This window comes from Streptomyces sp. NPDC001514, from assembly GCF_053597075.1.
Window position 1 is genome coordinate 178,009 of record NZ_JBSFHO010000011.1, and the last position, 19,467, is coordinate 197,475.

At 72.7% G+C, this 19,467-nt stretch carries 18 protein-coding genes; 13 read left to right on the forward strand and 5 right to left on the reverse strand.

Features of this window, described 5'->3' with window-relative positions; genetic code table 11:
• Positions 1-127: 127 nt before the first annotated feature.
• Positions 128-1,078 (forward strand): polysaccharide deacetylase family protein, encoded by a 951-nt coding sequence (locus ACWCXB_RS14795; protein WP_450722714.1) that lies wholly within the window; start codon positions 128-130, stop codon positions 1,076-1,078.
• Between the two features lie 21 nt (positions 1,079-1,099).
• Here ACWCXB_RS14795 and ACWCXB_RS14800 read toward each other — a convergent pair whose 3' ends face one another.
• Positions 1,100-1,303 (reverse strand): hypothetical protein, encoded by a 204-nt coding sequence (locus ACWCXB_RS14800; protein ID WP_450722716.1) that lies wholly within the window; start codon positions 1,301-1,303, stop codon positions 1,100-1,102.
• Between the two features lie 163 nt (positions 1,304-1,466).
• Positions 1,467-2,144, reverse strand: coding sequence for an AIM24 family protein (locus ACWCXB_RS14805; protein WP_450722718.1), 678 nt, complete (start codon positions 2,142-2,144; stop codon positions 1,467-1,469).
• 71 nt (positions 2,145-2,215) lie between these two features.
• Here ACWCXB_RS14805 and ACWCXB_RS14810 point away from each other — a divergent pair, with 71 nt between their 5' ends.
• The 7 genes from ACWCXB_RS14810 (at position 2,216) to ACWCXB_RS14840 (ending at position 10,208) form a co-directional block, all read left to right on the forward strand.
• The gene (locus tag ACWCXB_RS14810; protein WP_450722720.1) at positions 2,216-2,932 is read left to right on the forward strand and encodes a peptidyl-tRNA hydrolase; all 717 of its coding nucleotides are present in this window, start codon (positions 2,216-2,218) and stop codon (positions 2,930-2,932) included.
• A gap of 203 nt (positions 2,933-3,135) precedes the next feature.
• Entirely contained in the window at positions 3,136-3,918 is a 783-nt protein-coding gene (locus tag ACWCXB_RS14815; protein ID WP_450722722.1) for a DUF4142 domain-containing protein, read from the forward strand.
• Between the two features lie 115 nt (positions 3,919-4,033).
• A complete protein-coding gene (locus tag ACWCXB_RS14820) occupies positions 4,034-5,596 on the forward strand; it encodes a DUF692 domain-containing protein (protein ID WP_450722724.1) in 1,563 nt (520 codons plus the stop codon).
• 5 nt (positions 5,597-5,601) lie between these two features.
• A complete protein-coding gene (locus ACWCXB_RS14825) occupies positions 5,602-6,633 on the forward strand; it encodes a TIGR04222 domain-containing membrane protein (protein WP_450722726.1) in 1,032 nt (343 codons plus the stop codon).
• Positions 6,634-6,700: 67 nt separating this feature from the next.
• Complete coding sequence (locus tag ACWCXB_RS14830; RefSeq protein ID WP_450722728.1) at positions 6,701-7,486, forward strand: DUF4142 domain-containing protein; 786 nt, start codon at positions 6,701-6,703, stop codon at positions 7,484-7,486.
• A 174-nt stretch (positions 7,487-7,660) separates the two neighbouring features.
• Positions 7,661-8,503: a TIGR04222 domain-containing membrane protein gene (locus ACWCXB_RS14835; RefSeq protein WP_450722730.1), complete on the forward strand. Its 843-nt coding sequence runs from the start codon at positions 7,661-7,663 to the stop codon at positions 8,501-8,503.
• Positions 8,504-8,597: 94 nt separating this feature from the next.
• The gene (locus tag ACWCXB_RS14840) at positions 8,598-10,208 is read left to right on the forward strand and encodes an alpha/beta hydrolase (protein ID WP_450722732.1); all 1,611 of its coding nucleotides are present in this window, start codon (positions 8,598-8,600) and stop codon (positions 10,206-10,208) included.
• 62 nt (positions 10,209-10,270) lie between these two features.
• On the opposite strand, the gene hemQ is transcribed toward ACWCXB_RS14840, so the two are convergent.
• Positions 10,271-10,984 carry a hydrogen peroxide-dependent heme synthase gene (hemQ, locus tag ACWCXB_RS14845; protein WP_450722734.1) on the reverse strand — a complete coding sequence of 238 codons (714 nt, stop codon included), beginning with the start codon at positions 10,982-10,984 and terminating at the stop codon, positions 10,271-10,273.
• 4 nt (positions 10,985-10,988) lie between these two features.
• Positions 10,989-12,476 carry a protoporphyrinogen oxidase gene (gene hemG / locus ACWCXB_RS14850; RefSeq protein ID WP_450722736.1) on the reverse strand — a complete coding sequence of 496 codons (1,488 nt, stop codon included), beginning with the start codon at positions 12,474-12,476 and terminating at the stop codon, positions 10,989-10,991.
• 139 nt (positions 12,477-12,615) lie between these two features.
• Here hemG and ACWCXB_RS14855 point away from each other — a divergent pair, with 139 nt between their 5' ends.
• Both ACWCXB_RS14855 and ACWCXB_RS14860 read left to right on the forward strand, forming a co-directional pair.
• Entirely contained in the window at positions 12,616-13,677 is a 1,062-nt protein-coding gene (locus tag ACWCXB_RS14855; RefSeq protein ID WP_450722738.1) for a DUF4349 domain-containing protein, read from the forward strand.
• A 28-nt stretch (positions 13,678-13,705) separates the two neighbouring features.
• Positions 13,706-15,082, forward strand: coding sequence for an FAD-dependent oxidoreductase (locus ACWCXB_RS14860; RefSeq protein WP_450722740.1), 1,377 nt, complete (start codon positions 13,706-13,708; stop codon positions 15,080-15,082).
• Between the two features lie 94 nt (positions 15,083-15,176).
• Here ACWCXB_RS14860 and hemE read toward each other — a convergent pair whose 3' ends face one another.
• Positions 15,177-16,250, reverse strand: coding sequence for a uroporphyrinogen decarboxylase (gene hemE / locus ACWCXB_RS14865; RefSeq protein WP_450722742.1), 1,074 nt, complete (start codon positions 16,248-16,250; stop codon positions 15,177-15,179).
• A gap of 91 nt (positions 16,251-16,341) precedes the next feature.
• Between hemE and ACWCXB_RS14870 the strand changes: the two genes are divergently transcribed.
• The 3 genes from ACWCXB_RS14870 to ACWCXB_RS14880 all read left to right on the forward strand — a co-directional run bounded on the left by ACWCXB_RS14870 (position 16,342) and on the right by ACWCXB_RS14880 (position 19,349).
• Positions 16,342-17,016 (forward strand): DUF3000 domain-containing protein, encoded by a 675-nt coding sequence (locus ACWCXB_RS14870; RefSeq protein WP_450722744.1) that lies wholly within the window; start codon positions 16,342-16,344, stop codon positions 17,014-17,016.
• 317 nt (positions 17,017-17,333) lie between these two features.
• Positions 17,334-17,996 (forward strand): LuxR C-terminal-related transcriptional regulator, encoded by a 663-nt coding sequence (locus ACWCXB_RS14875; protein ID WP_450722746.1) that lies wholly within the window; start codon positions 17,334-17,336, stop codon positions 17,994-17,996.
• 78 nt (positions 17,997-18,074) lie between these two features.
• Positions 18,075-19,349: a ribonuclease D gene (locus tag ACWCXB_RS14880; protein ID WP_450722748.1), complete on the forward strand. Its 1,275-nt coding sequence runs from the start codon at positions 18,075-18,077 to the stop codon at positions 19,347-19,349.
• Positions 19,350-19,467 lie beyond the last annotated feature (118 nt).

Genomic DNA, 19,467 nt, shown 5'->3' on the forward strand with positions numbered 1-19,467 from the left:
CGAGGAGGACGACCGGGGGGGACGCGTCCGGCCCTTCATACGGATGGAGGGAGCCGTTCTGTTCACCGCCGCGGCAAGGGAATCTTGTTGACGGTGCGTCAGGGCGAGGCGTTCGAGACATCAGCGGATGATCGTATATTTTCCGCGAGTGACCATTTTTGTACGTCGATTGACGGCGGCCGTTGTGCTCGGGGCCGCACTCGCCGGATGCGGGGCCGGCGGGGCAAGGACCGTCGGGGCCGATGGGACTGCTGGGGCCACCACCCCCAGCCCAAGCCCCGCCCCCAGGGTCTCCGCAACTGCGACGAGACCCGCCGCTACGGCCGAGCCGCCGACCATGGCGCCCGGACCCGCCGGCCTGACCCCCGTGTTCAAGCGGGCACGGTCGTCCGCCGGAACGTCGACCGGAACATCCGCAGGATCATCGGCCGCGGAGAAGATCGTCGCGCTCACGTTCGACGCCGACATGACGGCGGATCAAGGACCGAGGGCCGCACGTGGCGAGCGGTTCGACAACCCCGCGCTCATCGCCACGCTGCGCCGGCTCAAGGTCCCCTCCACCGTCTTCATGACCGGCCGCTGGGTCGAGGAGTACCCCGGCCAGGCCCGGTCCATCGGCAACGACCCGCTCTTCGAGATCGCCAACCACTCCTACAGCCACTACGCATTCGCGTCGCCGTGCTACGGGCTGCCGGAGGTCGACGAGGACGAGATGGCCGCCGACGTCGAGCGGGCCTTCGAGGCGTTCCGTGCGGCCGGGGCGAGCAATGTCGTGCCGTACTTCCGCTTCCCCGGCGGCTGTTACGACGACGACGCGCTGCGGGCCCTCGTACCCACGAAGGTCACGGCGGTGCAGTGGGACGTCGTCAGCGGCGACGCCTTCGCCAAGGACCCGGCGGCGGTGGCGGACCAGGTCCTGGCGGGCGTCAGGCCCGGCTCCCTGGTCGTCATGCACTGCACGCGCAGCGCAGCGCCGGTCACCGAGCGGGCGATCGAGCACATCGTGCCGGCGCTACGGGGGCGCGGCTACCGCTTCGTCAAGGTCTCCGAGCTGATGGCGGGCGGACGGAGGGGGTAGGGCGCGGGCCCGCCGCAAGCGCTACCCGGAGCAGGCCGTGCGTTCGGCCTCGCGCCATTCGCAGACCGGGCAGAGGGTGGCACCCTTGACCGACTCGGGGTACTCGGTCGGCTCTCCGCACAGCACGCAGTCCGCGAACGGCCCATCGGCCTGTTCGGGCGAGCCCTGCCGCGCGGCCGGCGACGAGCCCGCCGCGGGCTCGCAGTACGGGGACGGTTCGTTCATACGTACGAGCTTAGTCCCCGTCGTCGCGTCACGGGTCAAGCAGGCACCGGCGCCGCCGTCGGCCCCCTGGACGCGGACGAGGGTGCCCGCGGCAGGTCGAGGCCGGCCCCGGGCAGCACCCACGCCCCGGCCGGTCCGTGACGGCGGCCGACTGCCCGCAGTCTCAACCGGCGGTGGCCTTCTGCGGAGTGGCCTCGCTGGGCCTGACGATCACGAAGCCCTCGCCCTGGAGCATCAGCTGGACCGCTTCGCCCGAACCGCCGCGGAGCATCGAGCCGACGGACTGCGAGCGGTGCAGCGAGGTGTTCAGGTGAGCGCTCCAGCCGACGACCGCGTCGGTGTCGACGTACACCGGCTGCTGGGCCGTGACGGGTATCACGATGGGGTTGCCCTCGCAGATGACGCCGAGCTTTCCGTATCCGGTGAAGAGGCTGTTGAAGAGGCCGCCGCCGGCCATTCCGGCACCCTTCACATGCCTGATCTCGTACGACAGCGTCGAGTCGAAGCACAGCACGTTACGGCCGTTGATGGTGAGCGCGTCGCCCTGGTCGATGTCGACGATGAAGCAGTTCGCGGCCTCGTGCGCGAACCAGGCCTCCCCCTGCCCGCGGACGGCCATCAGCGACAGGCCCTCGCCCGTGACAGCACGCTTGAGCATGCCGCCTATGCCCTGGCCCTTGCGTTCGAACTGCAGATTCCCGCGGAAGGCGATCATCGAGCCCTGGCGCGCGAGCATCTCCCCATTGACGGCGTACTTGATCGATTTGGCGTTCTGCAGGCTCATGCCGGGTGCGGAGGCCTGCTGCGCCATGTTCTCGGTGGCAAAGAGATCGCTCTTCATGCGGGGCATCGTCGCCCGGAGGCTATCGTTCCGCCACCATCCTCCAGGATGAGCTTTGGCAGACTGTCCGGGTGAGCAGCCATGACAGCCGTCCCGACAGCCCCTTCCGGCAGGAGCGCACCACGCGCGACGAGGCCCCGCAGTTCGTTCTCCCGCTCGTGGTGCGGATCGAGAAGACCGCCCCGCCCTCGCGTACCGACGCACTGGAGACCGCGGCGCGCGCGGTGCTCGTGCTGCTCTCCGACGAGCGCTCGCTCGGGGACGGCCCGTGGGCGCAGGCCGTGCGGGACTGGCAGGACGCCCGGATCCGCAAGGTGGTGCGGCGGGCACGCGGCGCGGAGTGGCGCAAGGCGTCGGCGCTCGACGGCATCACGGTGACGGGCGGGTCCGCCGAGGTGCGGGTGTTTCCGCCGGTGCCGCTGGACGGCTGGCCCAAGGACCTGGCGAAGCTCCAGGTGTCGGGGACGGAACTGGAGGACCCCGAGGAGCCGTCCGGCGCCATCGGCCCGGGCCGGGCCCTGATCTGGCTCAATCCCGACCTCCACATGTCGACGGGCAAGGAGATGGCGCAGGTCGGGCACGGCGCGCAGCTGCTGTGGTGGGACCTGGACGAGGCCGAGCGCAAGGCGTGGCGCGAGGCCGGATTCCCGCTGGCCGTGCGGACCGCGCACCCGGGCCGCTGGGCGGAGCTCGTCACGAGCGGCCTGCCGACGGTTCGCGACGCCGGCTTCACGGAGATCGCGCCGGGCTCGGTCACGGTCGTCGCCGACCGTCCCGTACGCGACTGAACGGGACACCGGCCGGACCGTACGCGGCTGAACCGACCGCCGGCCGGAGCGTACGCGGCTGAACCGACCGCCGCCCGGTTCCGTACACACTGAACGGAACCCCACCCCGTTACGTACCTCCCAGTACTGCCAAGTAGGTTGAACCACCGGTTCGGTTGCCGGTTGATTCTGCGGTACGCACATCAGCTCGGGAGGAACACTTGTTGCGGCGCATCAACGGGACAGCACTCATCATCGCGGCCCTGGTCGTCACGGTCGGCGCGCTCGCGTTTCCCGTCTGGTCCTACGCCGACCGCTCCGGGACCGGGCAGGCCAACCTCAACGCGTCCAGCGTGGCGACACAGTTCGGCCCGCTGTCGGCGACCGACCGCGACTTCCTGGTCAAGGTGCGGCTGGCAGGGCTCTGGGAGCTGCCCGCGGGCCAGCAGGCCATCGAACGCGCGCCGAGCCAGGCCATCAAGGACGCGGGCGACCATCTCGTCGTCGGGCACACCGACCTCGACCAGCGGGCCCGTGCCGTGGCGGCGAAGCTCGGCGTCGAGCTGCCGAACCAGCCCACCGAGCAGCAGCAGGGCTGGCTGCGGGAGCTGTCGGCGGCGAGCGGGCGCGAGTACGAGGTCAAGTTCGCCAACATTCTCCGCATGGCGCACGGCAAGGTCTTCGCGCTGGTCGCCCAGGTCCGCCACAGCACGCGCAACACGCTGATACGGCAGCTGGCGAGCGACGCGAACCAGACCGTGCTGGACCACATCACCATGCTGGAGGCCACCGGACTGGTGGACTTCGACGCGATCGCCAACGATGCGGCCGGTCTGGCGACGGCCAGCCCGACCGGCCCGCCGGCCCCGAACGGCAACATTCCGCCGTCGCCGTCCCCGGCGGCTCCGACGGGCCAGGACCAGTCGTTCACGTCGCGCCCGTCGACACAGCCGGGCCCGCCGACGGCGGTCAACACCAAACGCCCGCAGCCCGGGGCCCAGCAGTAGCGCAGCGTCGTCCGGATTCGTCCGGAACCTCAAATCAACCTCTGAACGTCCCCTCCTCTGGATTCGGCAGCGTCCGGCGGGGCCATGACCCCTGCACATGCAGAGGAGGGGACCCATGAAGAGGCTCGACAGGCTCGGTACCGGCATCGGCTGGCGCCCGGAGATCGCCGACACCGTGGAACGGCTGCCCGGACTCGACTGGGTCGAGGTCGTCGCGGAGAACGTGTGCCCCGGGCACCTGCCGGAATCCCTCGGGCGCCTCATGGAGCGCGGCGTCACGGTCGTCCCGCACGGGGTCTCCCTGGGCCTCGGCGGTGCCGAACGTCCCGACCCGGCCCGGCTCGCGGCCCTGGCCGAGCGGGCGGAGGCGCTCGGCGCCCCCCTGGTCACCGAGCACATCGCCTTCGTCCGCGCGGGCGGCCCGCTCACCGCGTCCCCGCGCCTGGAGGCCGGCCATCTGCTGCCGGTCCCGCGCACCCGGGACGCCCTGGACGTCCTCTGCGAGAACGTCCGTATCGCCCAGGACTCCCTGCCGGTGCCGCTCGCCCTGGAGAACATCGCCGCGCTGATCTCCTGGCCCGGTGAGGAGCTGACGGAGGGCCAGTTCCTGGCCGAGCTCGTCGAGCGCACGGGCGTCCGCCTCCTCATCGATGTCGCCAACCTCCACACCAACCACATCAACCGCGGCGAGGACCCCGTGACCGCCCTCGACGAATTGCCCGTCGAGGCCATCGCCTACGTCCACGTCGCCGGCGGCGTCGAACGCGACGGCGTCTGGCACGACACCCACGCCCATCCGGTGCCGCGCGCGGTCCTGGAGATCCTGGCGGAGCTGCGGTCCCGCACGGACCCGCCGGGCGTGCTGCTGGAGCGGGACGACGACTTCCCCCCGGCGCAGGAGCTGGCGGCGGAACTGGCGACGATCCGGGCGACCGTGGCCGCGGCGACCGTGGCCTCGGCGTCCGCGCAACCGGCCGCGGCTCCTGGCTCCGCGGGACGTGTCACACCCGCGGGTCACGCCACCACCAGGCGTGGCACGGCCGGACAGGACACCGCACTGGGCACCGCCGGGCATCGGGGCAGCTCGGCAGCATCTGCGCCGGCAGCCGCAGTGGCGGGCGGCGGCGCACCCAAGCCATCTGCGCGGGCATGCGCGGACGCTGGCGCGGACGCATACGCAGGCGCGGACGTGAACGTCAACGTGGATGTGAACGCGGGCGCGGGCGCTGACACTGACACTGACGCAGGCGTGAACGTGGGCGCGGGCGCTCACGCCCGCGAGCGTCTCGGGCTCACGCAGGCCGCCCTGTTGTCCGCGCTCGTCGCGGGAACGCCCGCACCGGAGGGGTTCGATTCGCGACGGCTGCGGGTGCAGAGCCGGGCGCTCGCCGCCAAGCGGGCGGATGTCGTGGCGAAGGTCGCCCCCGAGCTGCCGGAGATTCTCGGGGACGGCTACCGGACCGCGTTCCTGGCGTACGCCAGGACGCGGCCCATGCGCGACGGTTACCGCAGGGACGCCCTGGACTTCGCCGAGCAGCTGCTCATCGCCGGAAGCCCCGACGACCCGGTCGCGCGACGGCGGCTCACGCACTGGTGGCAGGACCGGGCCGGGGCCCGGCCGCCGCGTCGTTCGACCCGTCTCGTACGGGCGGCCCGCGCCGCCCTCGTCAGGAGGTGACCCGGATGATGTTCAACATCATCGCCGTGCTGGTGACGGTCGCCGTGGCCGTCTCCTCGACGCTGCTGATCAGGGGGCTGTCCGCCACCCGCCGCCGTGGCCCGGGCGGGCCCGTGCACGACCTCATGGAGGTCGCGTTCCTGAACGGCGGGCCCGCGCGCGTCGTCGACACCGCGCTCGCCGCGATGACGTCGGACGGGCGCCTCGCACTCGGCGGCCCCGGCATCGTCGCCGTACTGCGGCCGTACGCCAACGACCCGGTCGAGCGCGCCGTGATCCACGAGGCGTCGGCCGCGCCGAACGGGGCGCTCCACACACTGCGGCTCGCCGTGATGCGCAACCCCGCCGTGCAGGAGATCGGCGACGGGCTCGCCACGCGCGGGCTGATGGTCGAGCCCGAGGCCCTCCGCCGATGGCACCGCTGGGCCGTCGCACAGACGCTCTGCTGCGTGCTGCTGTTCCCGGTGTCGTTCGTCCTGACGATCGTCCAGTACGCGACGCACGAGGGGTTTTCGGACATACCCGTGCCCTTCGTCATCAAGGCTCTGCCCGCATTCTTCGGGGGCTTGATCATCGGGCTCGTCTGCTCGGCGAAGGCACGCCGCAAGGTCACGGAGGGGGGCAGGCGTGCCGCGGCCGAGTACGCCATGGCCCATGCGTACGCCGCCGACGCGGGCCACCGCGTGGCGCTGGGCGGGCTGCGCGCGCTGCCCGACCCGGTGCTCCAGGCGCAGCTGGTGGCCGCCGCCCGGCTGGTACGGACCGGCCACGCACGGCCCGCCGGCAACCACGGGTCGGCCGACGCGCTCTTTCCGGCCGCCGTCGTGTGGTGCGCCTCCTCGGACTCGGGTTCCGGTGGCGGTGGCTGCGGCGGCGCGGGCGGCAGCTCGTGCGGCGGGAGCGGTGGCTGCAGCAGCGGCTGCGGCGGTTCCTCCGGCGGAGGCGGGGGTTCCTCGTGCGGGAGCAGCTCGGGCGGCGGATCGAGCTGTGGCGGAGGAGGCGGCTCCAGCTGCGGCGGAGGGAGCAGTTCCAGCTGACTTCCCGGAACCGCTCACGGGATCAGCACCGGGCCCAGTAGCGTGCGGGCCGCACGCAGGAGGCACGATGCTTTCCCACAACTCTCTCACCCCGCGCACCACGAGCACCGGCCTGGTCGTCGTCGCCCTGACGGCGACCATCGCCGCCCTCGTCTTCCCCCTCTGGACGTACGCGGACCGCTCGGGCACGGGGACGGCGGACCTCAAGGCCGGTTCCGTACTGACCCGGTGGGGTCCGCTGTCCGCCGCCGACCGGGACTTCATCGTCCGTGTCAGACTCGCCGGCCTCTGGGAACTCCCGGCCGGCCAGCAGGCCGTCGGCCGTGCGCCGAGCCGCGCGACCGTCGTGGCCGGTGAGCATCTCGTCGCGGGCCACACCTACCTCGACGCGCGGGTACGCGACGTCGCGTCACGGCTCTCCATGGAGCTGCCCAACCAGCCCACGCAGGAGCAGCGCGCGTGGCTGCAGCAGCTGACGGACGCCCAGGGCCGCGCGTACGAGGTCGGATTCGCCAACATTCTGCGCCGGGCCCATGGCAAGGTCTTCGAGCTGGTCGCCCAGGTCCGGCACACGACCCGCAACACCCTGGTCCGCGCCCTCGCCGACGACGCCAACACGACCGTTCTCGACCACATCAAGGTCCTGGAGGCGACCGGGCTCGTCGACTTCGACGCGCTGGCCGAGGAAGCGGCGGAAGCCGCGCGGGCCTCGGATCCCGCGGGCCGGGGCGCCCCGGGAGCCAGCGGTCCCCCGCCGCCCGTGCCGGGAAGCACACCGCGGCCCGCGGTCACGGTGACCCCGACCACGACATACCCGCTGCCACCCGCGACATCCAGACCGCCCTACACCTGACCTACCACCCTCCCTGTACCCGACGGCTGACAGGTGACAGACGGCAGATGACAGATGACAGATGACGGCTGACAGTCAGCAGACAGCAGACAGCACGTGACAGCTGACGGTCCGTCCGTCCGGATCCTGGCATTCCCATGGCGCCCGGACGGTGATCTCGCGTAGAACTCCGCCATGTTCTGGGTCCCTCTCCTGCTCATGGCATGGGCGGCCGCCGCCATCAGTTGCGTCCGGCTCTGTCTCGCCGCCACCGACGTGGCCCGCGACGAAGCCGCCGGTGCCACCCGCGACGCCGACCTGCACGACGACATGCGCGACGACGACGCCGGCCGCAGGCGCGGCCCCCGACCCGACCGCGAGCTGAGCCTGTACGAAGCCGCGTTCCTGGCCGGTGGCCCGCATCGTGTGGCCGAGCTGACGCTGGTGTCCATGCACCGCGCGCGGCGCCTGCTGCTCGCGCACACCGGCTGGGCCACCGTGGTCGACCCGGAGGGCGTGGACGACCTGGAACGCTCGGTGATCCGTGCGATCGGCCCGGCCGGCCAGTCCCGTACCGCCGCGATACGCCACGCCACGGCCGCCGCAGGGGCCGTACGCGCCCTGGCCGACCGGCTCGTGACCGCCGGTCTCGCCGTCCCCGATGCGGCGAGAGCCGTCATGGCGAGTGCCGTGCGGGCCGTGTGGGCCGCCACCGCGCTCACCCTCGCACTCGCGGCCGCCGCGCTGCTGATGCTCCCCCAGGAGCAGAGCCCGCCTGGGCATGTCGCGGCCTGGTTCGCGCTCCCCCTCGTACTCACCCTGGGCTGTCTCGGCATCGCCCGCGTCGAGATCCACCCGTACACCCGCTGGGCCTCCCCGGCCGGGCAGCGGCTGCTGCGTGCGCTCTCGCCCGGGCCCGCCGACGGCTCGGAGCGCGCCCTGCTGACCGCCGTGGCGGTCCGCGGGGTCCGGGCGCTCGACGATCCGGCGCTGCGTGCGGCCCTCACCGACCGCCGGTTCACACATGGGGGTTATTGACGCCGACACCGAAGGGCGGTGCTTTACATGCGGCGGCGCTCTGGTGATCTTCGTGCCACCGGTGGAAGCCGCCGTGGGTGCGAAGGGATACGCGATGAGAGCAGTAGCGCTGTACGGAGCCGTCGGCTCCCTGGTCCTGGCGGCCCTGGTCGCGGCACCGGCGGGCGGTGTCACCATGCCCCCCGGTGAGGACCTCCTCACGCCCGAGGGCCGCGGCACCGTCGTCGCGGCCGCACGTGCGAAGATCGCCGGGATCCGCTTCGGCGGCTGCCCCGAGGTGGAGGACCTCCCGTCGTACGCCGAGTGCGGCACGGTCGCCGTCCCGCTCGACTACGCGGATCCGCTGGGCCGTCAGATCCGGCTCACCGTCAGCCGGGTGAAGGCCACGGGCACGCCGGCGGAGCGCCAGGGCGCGCTCGTCTTCAACCCCGGCGGGCCCGGCGGCTCGGGCATGTACTTCCCGATGGCGTCCGAGCTGCCCGAGTGGAAGCGCATCGCGGCGGCGTACGACCTGGTCGGCTACTCCCCCCGCGGTGTGGGCCGTTCCGCCCCGCTGTCGTGCCAGGACCCGGCCGACTTCACGAAGGCCCCGACGCAGGCCCCCATCGAGCCCTCCGCCGCGTACAAGCTGGAGCGGATCGCCCGGGCGAAGACGTACGCCCAGGGCTGCGCCCGGAACGCGGGCCCGGACCTGCGCCACTTCCACTCGCTCAACAACGCCCGCGACCTGGAGGTGCTGCGGGCAGCCCTGGGCGAGGAGCAGCTCACCTTCCTCGGCTCCTCGTACGGCACGTACCTGGGCGCTCTGCACGCCATGCTCTTCCCCCGGCACGTGCGGCGCATGGTCCTCGACTCGGCGGTCGACCCGACCCCGGAGAAGATCTGGTACCGCAACAATCTGGAGCAGTCGCTCGCCTTCGAGGCCCGGTGGGCGGACTTCCGCGCCTGGGTCGCCCGGCACCACAAGACCTATGGTCTGGGGACGACACCCGCGCAGGTGCAACTCAGTTACGAGAAGGCCCGGGCGCGGCTCTCGCACGAGCCGGCGGGCGGCAAGGTGGGCACCGTGCAGTTGCAGCGGGCGTTCCTGCGGGCCGGCTACTACGACAGGTTCTGGCCGAAGCGGGCGCGCGCGCTGTCGCAGTACCTGAAGGGTGATCCCGGGCCGTTGATCGCGCAGGCCGCGCCGGACCCGGCGAAGGCGGCCGAGACGGAGAACGGCGACGCCGTCTACACGGCCGTCGAGTGCAACGACGCGCCCTGGCCCACGGACTGGAAGGTGTGGGACCGCGACAACACGGCGCTGGCGCGCCGGGCGCCGTTCGAGACCTGGACCAACGCCTGGATGAATCTGCCGTGCGCGTACTGGCAGGCGCCCCGGCAGCAGCCGCTCGACGTGCGCACCGGTCCCGGGGAGATTCCGCCGGTGCTGATTCTGGCGGCGGAGCGGGACGCGGCGACGCCGTACGCAGGTGCGCAGGAGCTGCAGCGGCGGCTCCACGGTTCGGTGCTGGTCACCGAGCGGGACGCCGGGACGCACGGCATCGCGGGTGGCGCGAACGCCTGCGTCAACGGGCACATGGAGGCGTATCTGCTGACGGGCAGGACGCCGGTGCGGCGCGCGTCGTGCGCGCCGCACCCGCAGCCGGACCCGGTGTCGCTGGACCAGCGGGCGGTCGAGCGCGTGCTGCCGCCGGCTGTCTGATCTTCCGGGTCAAAGGGGGACGGGCCGCACCCGCGGCCCGCCCCAGGTCCTGCGAGAGGCGGTCAGGCGAGCCCGGCCACCAGGTCGGCGACGCTCTTGCGGCGCCCGGTGTAGAACGGGACCTCTTCGCGGACGTGCCTGCGGGCCTCGGAGGCGCGCAGGTGGCGCATCAGGTCGACGATGCGGTACAGCTCGTCCGCCTCGAAGGCGAGGATCCACTCGTAGTCGCCGAGCGAGAACGAGGCGACCGTGTTCGCGCGCACGTCCGGGAAGCCGCGGGCCATTTTGCCGTGGTCCGCGAGCATGCGGCGGCGGTCCTCGTCGGGCAGCAGGTACCAGTCGTAGGAGCGCACGAAGGGGTACACCGAGACGTAGTCGCGCGGCGTCTCGTCGGCCAGGAAGGCCGGGATGTGCGACTTGTTGAACTCGGCGGGGCGGTGCAGCGCCATGTTCGACCACACCGGCTCCAGCGCGCGGCCCAGACGGGTGCGGCGGAAGAGGTTGTACGCCTCCTGGAGCTGGTCCGCGGTCTCCGCGTGCCACCAGATCATCACGTCTGCGTCGGCCCGCAGGCCGGAGACGTCGTACGTGCCGCGGACGGTGACGTCCTTCGCCGCGAGTTGGTCGAACAGCTCCTGGACCTCGTCGGCGTAGCCGGAGCGGTCCTCGGGCAGTACGTCGCGCAGCTTGAAGACTGACCACAGGGTGTAGCGGATGACCTCGTTGAGGTCCTTCGCCTTCTTACCGGCGTTCGGGATCTTTTCGGGCGCACTCATACGTCTATTCTCGCCCGTCACGGACAGTGCCCTGCACCAGGGGGGCCGTGGCGATGATCTCGTCCGCGGCGCGCTGACCGCTGCCGATGCACGCGGGGATGCCCACGCCGTCGTACGCGGCTCCGCAGATCCGCAGCCCGGGCAGCTTGGCGACGGCATCGCGGACGCGGGCGACCCGGGCCAGGTGCCCGACCGGGTACTGCGGCAGTCCACCGATCCAGCGGGTCACCTCGCTCGCCACGGGCCTGGCCGTGACGCCGGTCGCCTCGCCGAGGTCGCTCAGCGACACGTCGACAAGCTCGGAGTCCTCCCGCTGGAGGTGCTCCTCATCGCCGTACCGGCCGACGGAGGTGCGCAGCAGGAACAGGTCCGGGGCGGCGTCGGACACCCAGCTCCACTTCTGTGCCGAGAAGGTGGACGCCTTGATGGTGCGGCCGTCGACGGGCGGCACGAGGAAACCGGAGCCGGCGGGCAGCTGCCCGGCCAGGTCGGAGCGGCGGAAGGCGAGGGTGACCAGCGCCATCGAGGCGTACTCGACGGCGGCGAGCTCGGCGGACGCGGCGGGGCACTCGGCGGCGAGCAGCGCGGACGCGGACCAGGCGGGGGCCGCGAGGACCACACCGTCGGCGACGAGCCTCCGGCCGTCGGCGACGACCTCCCACCCGGGGGCGCCCGCGGCGCCGGAATCCCGGTCCTCGCGGGGCACCCGGCGCAGCGCGGTCACCGCGGTCTCGGTGAGGATCTCCCCTCCCCCGGCGCGTACGGCGTCGGCGACGGCGAGCGGGAGCGTGCCGACGCCGCCTTCGATGCCCATGAAGACGGGTCCCGTTTCCTGCTGCTGCGCGGCGCGGCGCTGGATCTCGCGCACGCCGTCGAGCAGGGAGCCATGGGCACGTGCGGCCTCGAAGAGGGCGGGGACGGCGGCCCGCATGGAGATGCGGTAGGCGTCGCCGGCGTACACACCGCCGAGGAGCGGCTCGACCAGCCGGTCGACCACCTCGCGGCCGAGGCGCTCCGCGACGAACGCGCCGACGGCGACGTCGTCGCCCAGCTCGGCCGGGGGCAGGTCGCGCTCGTGGTCGATCCGGGCGAGGCCCTCCGGGGAGAGCAGTCCGGAGAGCGCGTCGGCACTGCCCGGCACGCCCATCACATGGCCCTTGGGCATCGGGCGCAGCGCGTCGCGGGTCCACACGGAGGCGGTGGCCGTCGCCGGTGGGTGCAGCCGGTCCGCGAGGCCGACGGCCCGGGCCAGGTCCACGGCCTCGGGGCGGCGGGCGAGCATGGACTCGGCGCCCAGGTCGACGGGGGCTCCGGCGATCTCACCGGCCAGGAGCTTGCCGCCGAGCTGCGTGGTCGCCTCCAGCAGGGTCACGCGCACCCCGGCGGAAAGGAGCCGGTGTGCGGCGGCGAGTCCGGCGATACCGCCGCCGATGACGACGACATGGGCCGTACGTGGGTCCGTACGTGCTTCCGTCCGTGTGTCCGCGTTCATGCGTCCACTCTCTCAAACCGTCTGCCACGGGCCGTAATGAGTCCTGACCGTGACCGCTTCGGAACCGGAAACCGGCAACCCGCTTCCCGACCCCCGCGTCGAACCATCACCATCCACCACCATCCCTGGGGGGACCGACATGCGTGCACGACGACGTCTGACGTTGGCGGCGGCAGCACTCCTGACCGCCTCACTCGCACTCACGGGCTGCGGCGCGGCCGACATCACCCAGAGCTCCGACGAGCAGGCGGCCGCGGCGCCGGGCAGCAAGGGCGGCGAGGCGGACGCGAAGGGCCCGGCGGCCGACTCGGGTTACGCGGGGCAGAAGCCCGCGGACGGCCAGGCGCAGGAGCAGGGGCCGGGGCAGGACAAGGGGCAGGCGGCGAAGAAGCCCGTGGCCGCGACGCACATCATCCGCACCGCCGAGCTGCTCGTGGAGGTCAAGGACGCGACCAAGGCGCTCGCCTCCGTCCGTACGACCGTCGAGACCGCGGGCGGGCACGTCGCCAACGAGGCCACCGAGCGGGTCGACGACACACACGTGATGTCACGCATCGTGCTGAGGGTTCCGCAGGACCGGTACGCCTCGGTGCTCGCCGACCTCGCGGGCACCGGAAAGCTGCTGTCCCGCAAGGCGAACGCGCAGGACGTCACCGACCAGGTGGTCGATGTGGAGAGCCGTATCGCCACCCAGCGGGCGAGCGTCGCACGGGTGCGGGAGCTGATGGACAGGGCCACCCAGCTGAGCGATGTGGTCACGCTGGAGGGCGAGCTGAGCCGCCGTCAGGCGGAGCTGGAGTCGCTGCTGGCCCAGCAGGCATCGCTGAAGGACCGTACGGCGCTCGCGACGATCACGCTCGAGCTGTCGGAGCCGGAGCGCGAGGAACCGGCGGCCGAGGAGGACGACGCCACTTTCCTGGACGCGCTGAAGGGCGGCTGGGAGGCGCTGGTGGAGACCGTGCGGTGGATCGGTCTCGTGCTGGGTGCGGTGGCGCCGTTCGCGGTGGTGATCGCGGCACTCTTCGCGGTGTGGCGGTGGCTGATCCGGCCGTGGCGGCGGCGCGGCGCCGCTGCCGCGGCGGCTCCTGCTCAGGTTCCGGCGTCGGGTCCGGCGTCGGGTCCGGCGTCGGGTCCGGCTACGGGTCCGGCGTCGGATCCGGCTCCCGTTCCGGCTCCTGCCGCGGCGCCCGAGCAGGACTGAACGACCGTCCCCACGTAGCGTGTTCCGCATGGGACACCAACGACTCGTGGTCATCGGCGGCGATGCGGCGGGCATGTCCGCCGCATCGCAGGCCCGTAGGTTCAGGGGACCGGAGGAGCTCGAGATCGTCGCGTTCGAGCGCTCCCACTTCGCCTCGTACTCCGCGTGCGGCATTCCGTACTGGGTCGGCGGCGACGTACCCGACCGGGACGGCCTGATCGCACGTACGCCCGAGGAGCACCGGCGGCGCGGGATCGATCTGCGGATGCGCACCGAGGTCACGGAGCTCGACATCGCGGGACAGCGGGTCAGGTCCCGGGACCTGGAGTCGGGCGCCGAGTCGTGGACGGGCTTCGACAAGCTCGTCATCGCGACCGGCGCCCGGCCGGTGCGCCCGCGGCTGCCCGGTATCGACGCCCCGGGCGTGCACGGCATCCAGACCCTCGACGACGGCCAGGCGCTGCTGGACACCCTCGACCGCACCGAGGGCCGGCGTGCGGTTGTCGTCGGCGCGGGCTACATCGGCGTGGAGATGGCCGAGGCGCTGCTGAACCACGGCTTCGACGTGACCGTCGTCAACCGCGGCGCGCAGCCGATGGCGACCCTCGACCCGGACATGGGCCGGCTGGTGCACGTCGCGATGGACGGGCTGGGCATCACGACGGTCGACGACGCCGAGGTCACCAAGATCCTGACAGGCCCGGACGGGAGGGTCCGCGCGGTCGCCACGGAGGACGCCGAGTATCCGGCGGATGTCGTCGTGCTCGGGATCGGCGTGGAACCGGAGACGACCCTCGCCGGCTCGGCGGGGCTTCCGCTCGGGACCTACGGGGGTCTGCTCACCGATCTCGCGATGCGGGTGCGCGGCCACGAGAACGTCTGGGCGGGGGGCGACTGCGTGGAGGTGCTGGACCTGGTCTCGGGCCGCGAGCGCCACGTCCCGCTCGGCACGCACGCCAACAAGCACGGCCAGGTCATCGGCGCGGGCGTGGGCGGCGGCTACGCGACCTTCCCCGGTGTCGTGGGCACGGCCGTGAGCAAGGTCTGCGATCTGGAGATCGCCCGCACCGGTCTGCGCGAGAAGGACGCCCGTGAGGTGGGGCTCCGGTTCGTGACCGCGACCATCGAATCGACGAGCCGCGCGGGCTACTACCCGGGCGCGGCCCCGATGACCGTCAAGATGCTGGCCGAGCGCCGCACGGGCCGACTGCTCGGGGTCCAGATCGTCGGCCGCGAGGGGGCGGCCAAGCGCGTGGACATCGCGGCTGTCGCGCTGACGGCGGGGATGACGGTGGAGCAGATGACGGCTCTGGACCTGGGTTACGCGCCGCCGTTCTCACCTGTGTGGGACCCGGTGCTCGTCGCGGCGAGAAAGGCGATGGCGGCGGTGCGGGAGGCGGGCTGACGGGGGTGGCCGCGGGCGGCCGGCTGACGACTCCGGCACCTCGTACGGTGTGCTCGCCGCCGGACGTCCGGGGGCGAGCACGGCCGGACACCCCCTAGCGCGCGGTCGCGGTGTGCACGTACTCCACGAGCCGGGTCAGCGCGTCCGGGTCGGTGGTGGGCAGGACGCCGTGGCCCAGGTTGAAGACATGGCCCTCCAGGCCGGCGGCGGCGTCGAGGACCTCGCGGGTCTTGGCCTCGACCGCCTCCCGCGACGAGAAGAGGACCGCCGGGTCCAGGTTGCCCTGGAGCGCCTTGCCGGGGCCGACGCGGCGTGCGGCCTCGTCCAGCGGGACGCGCCAGTCGACGCCGACGACGTCCGCGCCCGCGTCGCCCATGAGTCCGAGGAGCTCGCCCGTGCCGACGCCGAAGTGGATGCGCGGGACGCCGTACTCCTCGACCGCCCGGAAGACCTTCGCGGATGCGGGCATCACCGAGCGCCGGTAGTCGGCGGGGGCGAGCGCGCCGACCCAGGAGTCGAAGAGCTGCACGGCGGAGGCCCCGGCCTCGATCTGCACCTTCAGGAAGGCCGAGGTGATGTCCGCGAGCCGGTCCAGCAGGTCGGCCCAGAGCTGCGGGTCGCCGTACATGAGGGCCTTGGTGTGCTCGTGGTTGCGGGAGGGCCCGCCCTCGACGAGATAGCTGGCGAGGGTGAAGGGCGCGCCCGCGAAGCCGATGAGCGGGGTCGGGCCCAGCTCGCCGGTGAGCATGCCGATCGCCTCGGTGACGTACGAGACGTCCTCGGGGGTCAGATCGCGCAGCCGCGCGAGGTCCCCGCGGCGGCGGATCGGATCGGCGACGACCGGGCCGACGCCCGGCTTGATGTCGAGGTCGATGCCGATGGCCTTGAGCGGCACCACGATGTCGCTGAAGTAGATCGCGGCGTCGACCTTGTGGCGGCGCACCGGCTGCAGCGTGATCTCGGTGACCAGCTCCGGCCGCATGCACGACTCCAGCATCGGGATGCCTTCGCGCACCTTCATGTACTCGGGCAGCGAGCGCCCTGCCTGCCGCATGAACCACACCGGCGTGTGCGGTACGGGCTCGCGCCTGCACGCCTTCAGGAAGGCGGAGTCGTGCGTGGCGGGGTTCGTCGTCTGCTGGCCCGAGGGGCGATCGTTGGCGCTCACGTCCAGAATCTTCGCATGTGCGCGCAAGGAGCTCGGCCGGGCCGGGTGTCCCTCCCTGCACGCGGCGCGCGTTCCGCTTACTCTTCCCCGCATGGCTGCGGCTCAGGGACAGTTTTCCGAACAATCCGACGGCGCTGACGGCACGGGCAGCGCGGAGCGGAACCCCGTCCCGCGCGCGTTCCGGCTGGCGGTGGACGCGCTGGGGGCGGCGCGGCTGCGGCCGGAGGTCGAGGTGGATCCGACCCGCCCGCCGCAGCGCCTCGCGCCGCACGCGTACGCCCTCGAGGCGGCGGTGGTCGACGGCGACGAGGACCTCGCTGACGGCCGGCTCGTGCTGCTACACGACCCGTCGGGGCACGAGGCCTGGCAGGGCACGTTCCGGCTGGTGACGCTCGTACGGGCGGAGCTGGAGCCGGAGATGGCGGCGGACCCGCTGCTGCCCGAGGTCTGCTGGTCCTGGCTGACCGGGGCGCTGGAGGCGCGGGGGCTCTCGTACGGGGAGGCCGGCGGCACCGTCACGCGGGCGGGGTCTCACTACTTCGGAGGACTCGCGGACCGCCCCCCGGCGACGCAGATCGAGATCCGGGCCTCCTGGACCCCGCGGGAGGGCAGGGACGGTGTGCCCGACACGGCCGCGCATCTCGCGGCCTGGTGCGACCTGCTCTGCCAGGTCGCGGGCCTGCCGCCCGCCGGCCCGGGCGACGTCCCGGACGCGGGTGCCGGCGTCGTCACGCTGCCCCAGCGCCGGGGGCCGCAGGCGCCGTAGCAGCGCTGAGGAGTACACCCCCCTCGTTCCCGGTTGTACGCCCAGGACGTGTGCCCCTGTACGCCCAGGACGTGTCCCCCGTACCGACCGGTGGATCCGCATGTCCGCCCTCGATCGCCGGACGGGCTCGGAACGGCCCACGGACTCATAGGATGATCGATCACGCGTCCGAATTGCCGGAATTGTTACTCACCAAATCGTGATCTTTCTCTAAAGGCGGGTGGGTTTGCTGCCGAAGAGGTGGTGACCCTTCAAGCACGGTTCGCCCCGGCTTCATCCCCGAGCCGGCTCCGTCCCGCACCTTTCCAGGAGGCCTGGTGTCCGTTCTCCTCGAGCAGCCCGCAAGCCTGGTCGCCTACCGCCCGAACAAGCCGACGGCCATGGTCGTCGTGGCCGACCCGCGCGTCCGCTCCACCGTCACCCGCCACCTGTGGGCCCTCGGAGTACGTGACGTCATCGAGGCGTCGTCCATCGCGGAGGCCCGTCCCCGCGTCGGTAACCCGCGCGACATCTGCGTGGCCGACGTCCACCTGCCCGACGGTTCCGGGCTGACCCTGCTGTCCGAGACCCGCGCGGCGGGCTGGCCCAACGGCCTCGCCCTCTCCGCGGCCGACGACATCGGCGCGGTCCGCAACGCGCTCGCGGGCGGGGTCAAGGGCTACGTCGTCACCGGTACGCGCACGAACCTCGGCCACCCCGCCCGCCCCGGCGCCGCCCCCATCGGCTCCGCCGCGGCCCGGATGCACCGCCGCCCGCCGGGCGCCCCGAGCCACCCCGGCGGCTACCGCGAGCTCTCCGGCCGCGAGGTCGAGGTGCTCCGGCTCGTCGCCGAGGGCCAGTCGAACAAGGCGATCGGCGTCTCGATGGGGCTGTCCGCGCTGACGGTGAAGAGCCACCTCGCCCGTATCGCGCGCAAGCTCGGCACCGGCGACCGGGCCGGGATGGTGGCCGTGGCCCTGCGCACCGGCATCATCCACTGATTCCTTTACAGAGGACCCACGCCCGTCGACGGAACGTTCCGTCGACGGGCGGCTTCCGTTCACAGATACCCTTGACAGGTGACCGACGCCCAAGAGACCGCAGCAGAGCCAGACCTGCGAACCACCGGGGGCGGCCCCCCGGACGACGTCGAACCGGCGCCGATCCCCCTGCTGGAGCCGCGTGAAGGTATCCCTCCGGTGGTCTCCACGCCCGAGGCCCTCGAGTCCGTCGTCGCCGCGTTCGCCGGCGGCAGCGGGCCCGTCGCCGTTGACGCCGAGCGGGCGTCCGGCTACCGGTACGGCCAGCGGGCGTATCTCGTACAGCTGCGCCGCGAGGGCGCGGGCACCGCGCTGATCGACCCCGTCGGCTGCCCCGATCTGTCCACGCTCGGCGAGGCGCTCGCCGGTACGGAGTGGATCCTGCACGCGGCCACGCAGGACCTGCCCTGTCTGCGCGAAATAGGCATGGTGCCGACCCGGCTCTTCGACACCGAGCTGGCCGGGCGGCTCGCGGGCTTCCCGCGGGTGGGGCTCGGCGCGATGGTCGAGTCGGTCCTCGGCTACGCGCTGGAGAAGGGTCACTCGGCGGTGGACTGGTCGACGCGACCGCTGCCCGAGCCGTGGCTTCGGTACGCGGCGCTGGATGTGGAACTGCTCGTCGACCTGCGGGACGCCCTGGAGAAGGAGCTGGACCGGCAGGGCAAGCTCGACTGGGCGCAGCAGGAGTTCGACGCGATCTCCTCGGCACCCCCGGCACCACCGCGGAAGGATCCGTGGCGGCGTACGTCGGGGATGCACAAGGTACGGCGCCGGCGGCAGATGGCGGTCGTCCGGGAACTGTGGACCGCGCGCGACAAGGTGGCGCAGCGGCGGGACGTGTCCCCGGGAAAGGTCCTGAGCGACGCGGCGATCGTGGAGGCGGCGCTGGCGCTTCCGCCGAACGTGCACGCGCTGACCGCGCTGCCCGGCTTCGGGCACCGGATGGGACGGCGGCAGCTGGAGCAGTGGCAGGCGGCGGTGGACCGTGCCCGGGCACTCCCGGACGCGGAGCTGCCGCAGCCCGGACAGCCGGTCACGGGTCCGCCGCCGCCGCGCTCCTGGGCGGACAAGGACCCGGCCGCGGCGGCGCGGCTGTCGGCGGCGCGGGCGGCGGTGTCCACGCTGGCGGAGCAGCTGAACCTGCCGCAGGAGAACCTGATCACCCCGGACACGGTGCGACGCGTGTGCTGGGAGCCGCCGAAGGAGGGGACTCCGGAGGCGGTCGAGGCGGTGCTGGCGGCGTACGGTGCGCGGCCCTGGCAGATCGAGCAGGTGACCCCCCTGCTGACCCGGGCCCTCTCGGCGACGGCCTGACCGTCCTGGTGTGCGGTGTTGCCCGGTGCCGGGTGGGCGTCCGGTGTGTCCGTCCTCAAGCGCCGGACGGGCTTGGTGCGGCTGCTGTGGGTGGGTGGTGGTGCGGTGCCCCTCCGGG

What these genes read in the sequence shown, in the direction of transcription:
- hemQ (WP_450722734.1), bottom strand. Translation starts at nt 10,984, where the DNA reads ATGAGTGCGCCCGAAAAGATCCCGAACGCCGGTAAGAAGGCGAAGGAC.
- hemG (WP_450722736.1), bottom strand. Translation starts at nt 12,476, where the DNA reads ATGAACGCGGACACACGGACGGAAGCACGTACGGACCCACGTACGGCC.
- ACWCXB_RS14805 (WP_450722718.1), bottom strand. Translation starts at nt 2,144, where the DNA reads ATGAAGAGCGATCTCTTTGCCACCGAGAACATGGCGCAGCAGGCCTCC.
- ACWCXB_RS14870 (WP_450722744.1), top strand. Translation starts at nt 16,342, where the DNA reads ATGGCTGCGGCTCAGGGACAGTTTTCCGAACAATCCGACGGCGCTGAC.
- ACWCXB_RS14800 (WP_450722716.1), bottom strand. Translation starts at nt 1,303, where the DNA reads ATGAACGAACCGTCCCCGTACTGCGAGCCCGCGGCGGGCTCGTCGCCG.
- ACWCXB_RS14840 (WP_450722732.1), top strand. Translation starts at nt 8,598, where the DNA reads ATGAGAGCAGTAGCGCTGTACGGAGCCGTCGGCTCCCTGGTCCTGGCG.
- ACWCXB_RS14795 (WP_450722714.1), top strand. Translation starts at nt 128, where the DNA reads ATGATCGTATATTTTCCGCGAGTGACCATTTTTGTACGTCGATTGACG.
- ACWCXB_RS14855 (WP_450722738.1), top strand. Translation starts at nt 12,616, where the DNA reads ATGCGTGCACGACGACGTCTGACGTTGGCGGCGGCAGCACTCCTGACC.
- ACWCXB_RS14820 (WP_450722724.1), top strand. Translation starts at nt 4,034, where the DNA reads ATGAAGAGGCTCGACAGGCTCGGTACCGGCATCGGCTGGCGCCCGGAG.
- ACWCXB_RS14860 (WP_450722740.1), top strand. Translation starts at nt 13,706, where the DNA reads ATGGGACACCAACGACTCGTGGTCATCGGCGGCGATGCGGCGGGCATG.
- ACWCXB_RS14825 (WP_450722726.1), top strand. Translation starts at nt 5,602, where the DNA reads ATGATGTTCAACATCATCGCCGTGCTGGTGACGGTCGCCGTGGCCGTC.
- ACWCXB_RS14830 (WP_450722728.1), top strand. Translation starts at nt 6,701, where the DNA reads ATGCTTTCCCACAACTCTCTCACCCCGCGCACCACGAGCACCGGCCTG.
- ACWCXB_RS14835 (WP_450722730.1), top strand. Translation starts at nt 7,661, where the DNA reads ATGTTCTGGGTCCCTCTCCTGCTCATGGCATGGGCGGCCGCCGCCATC.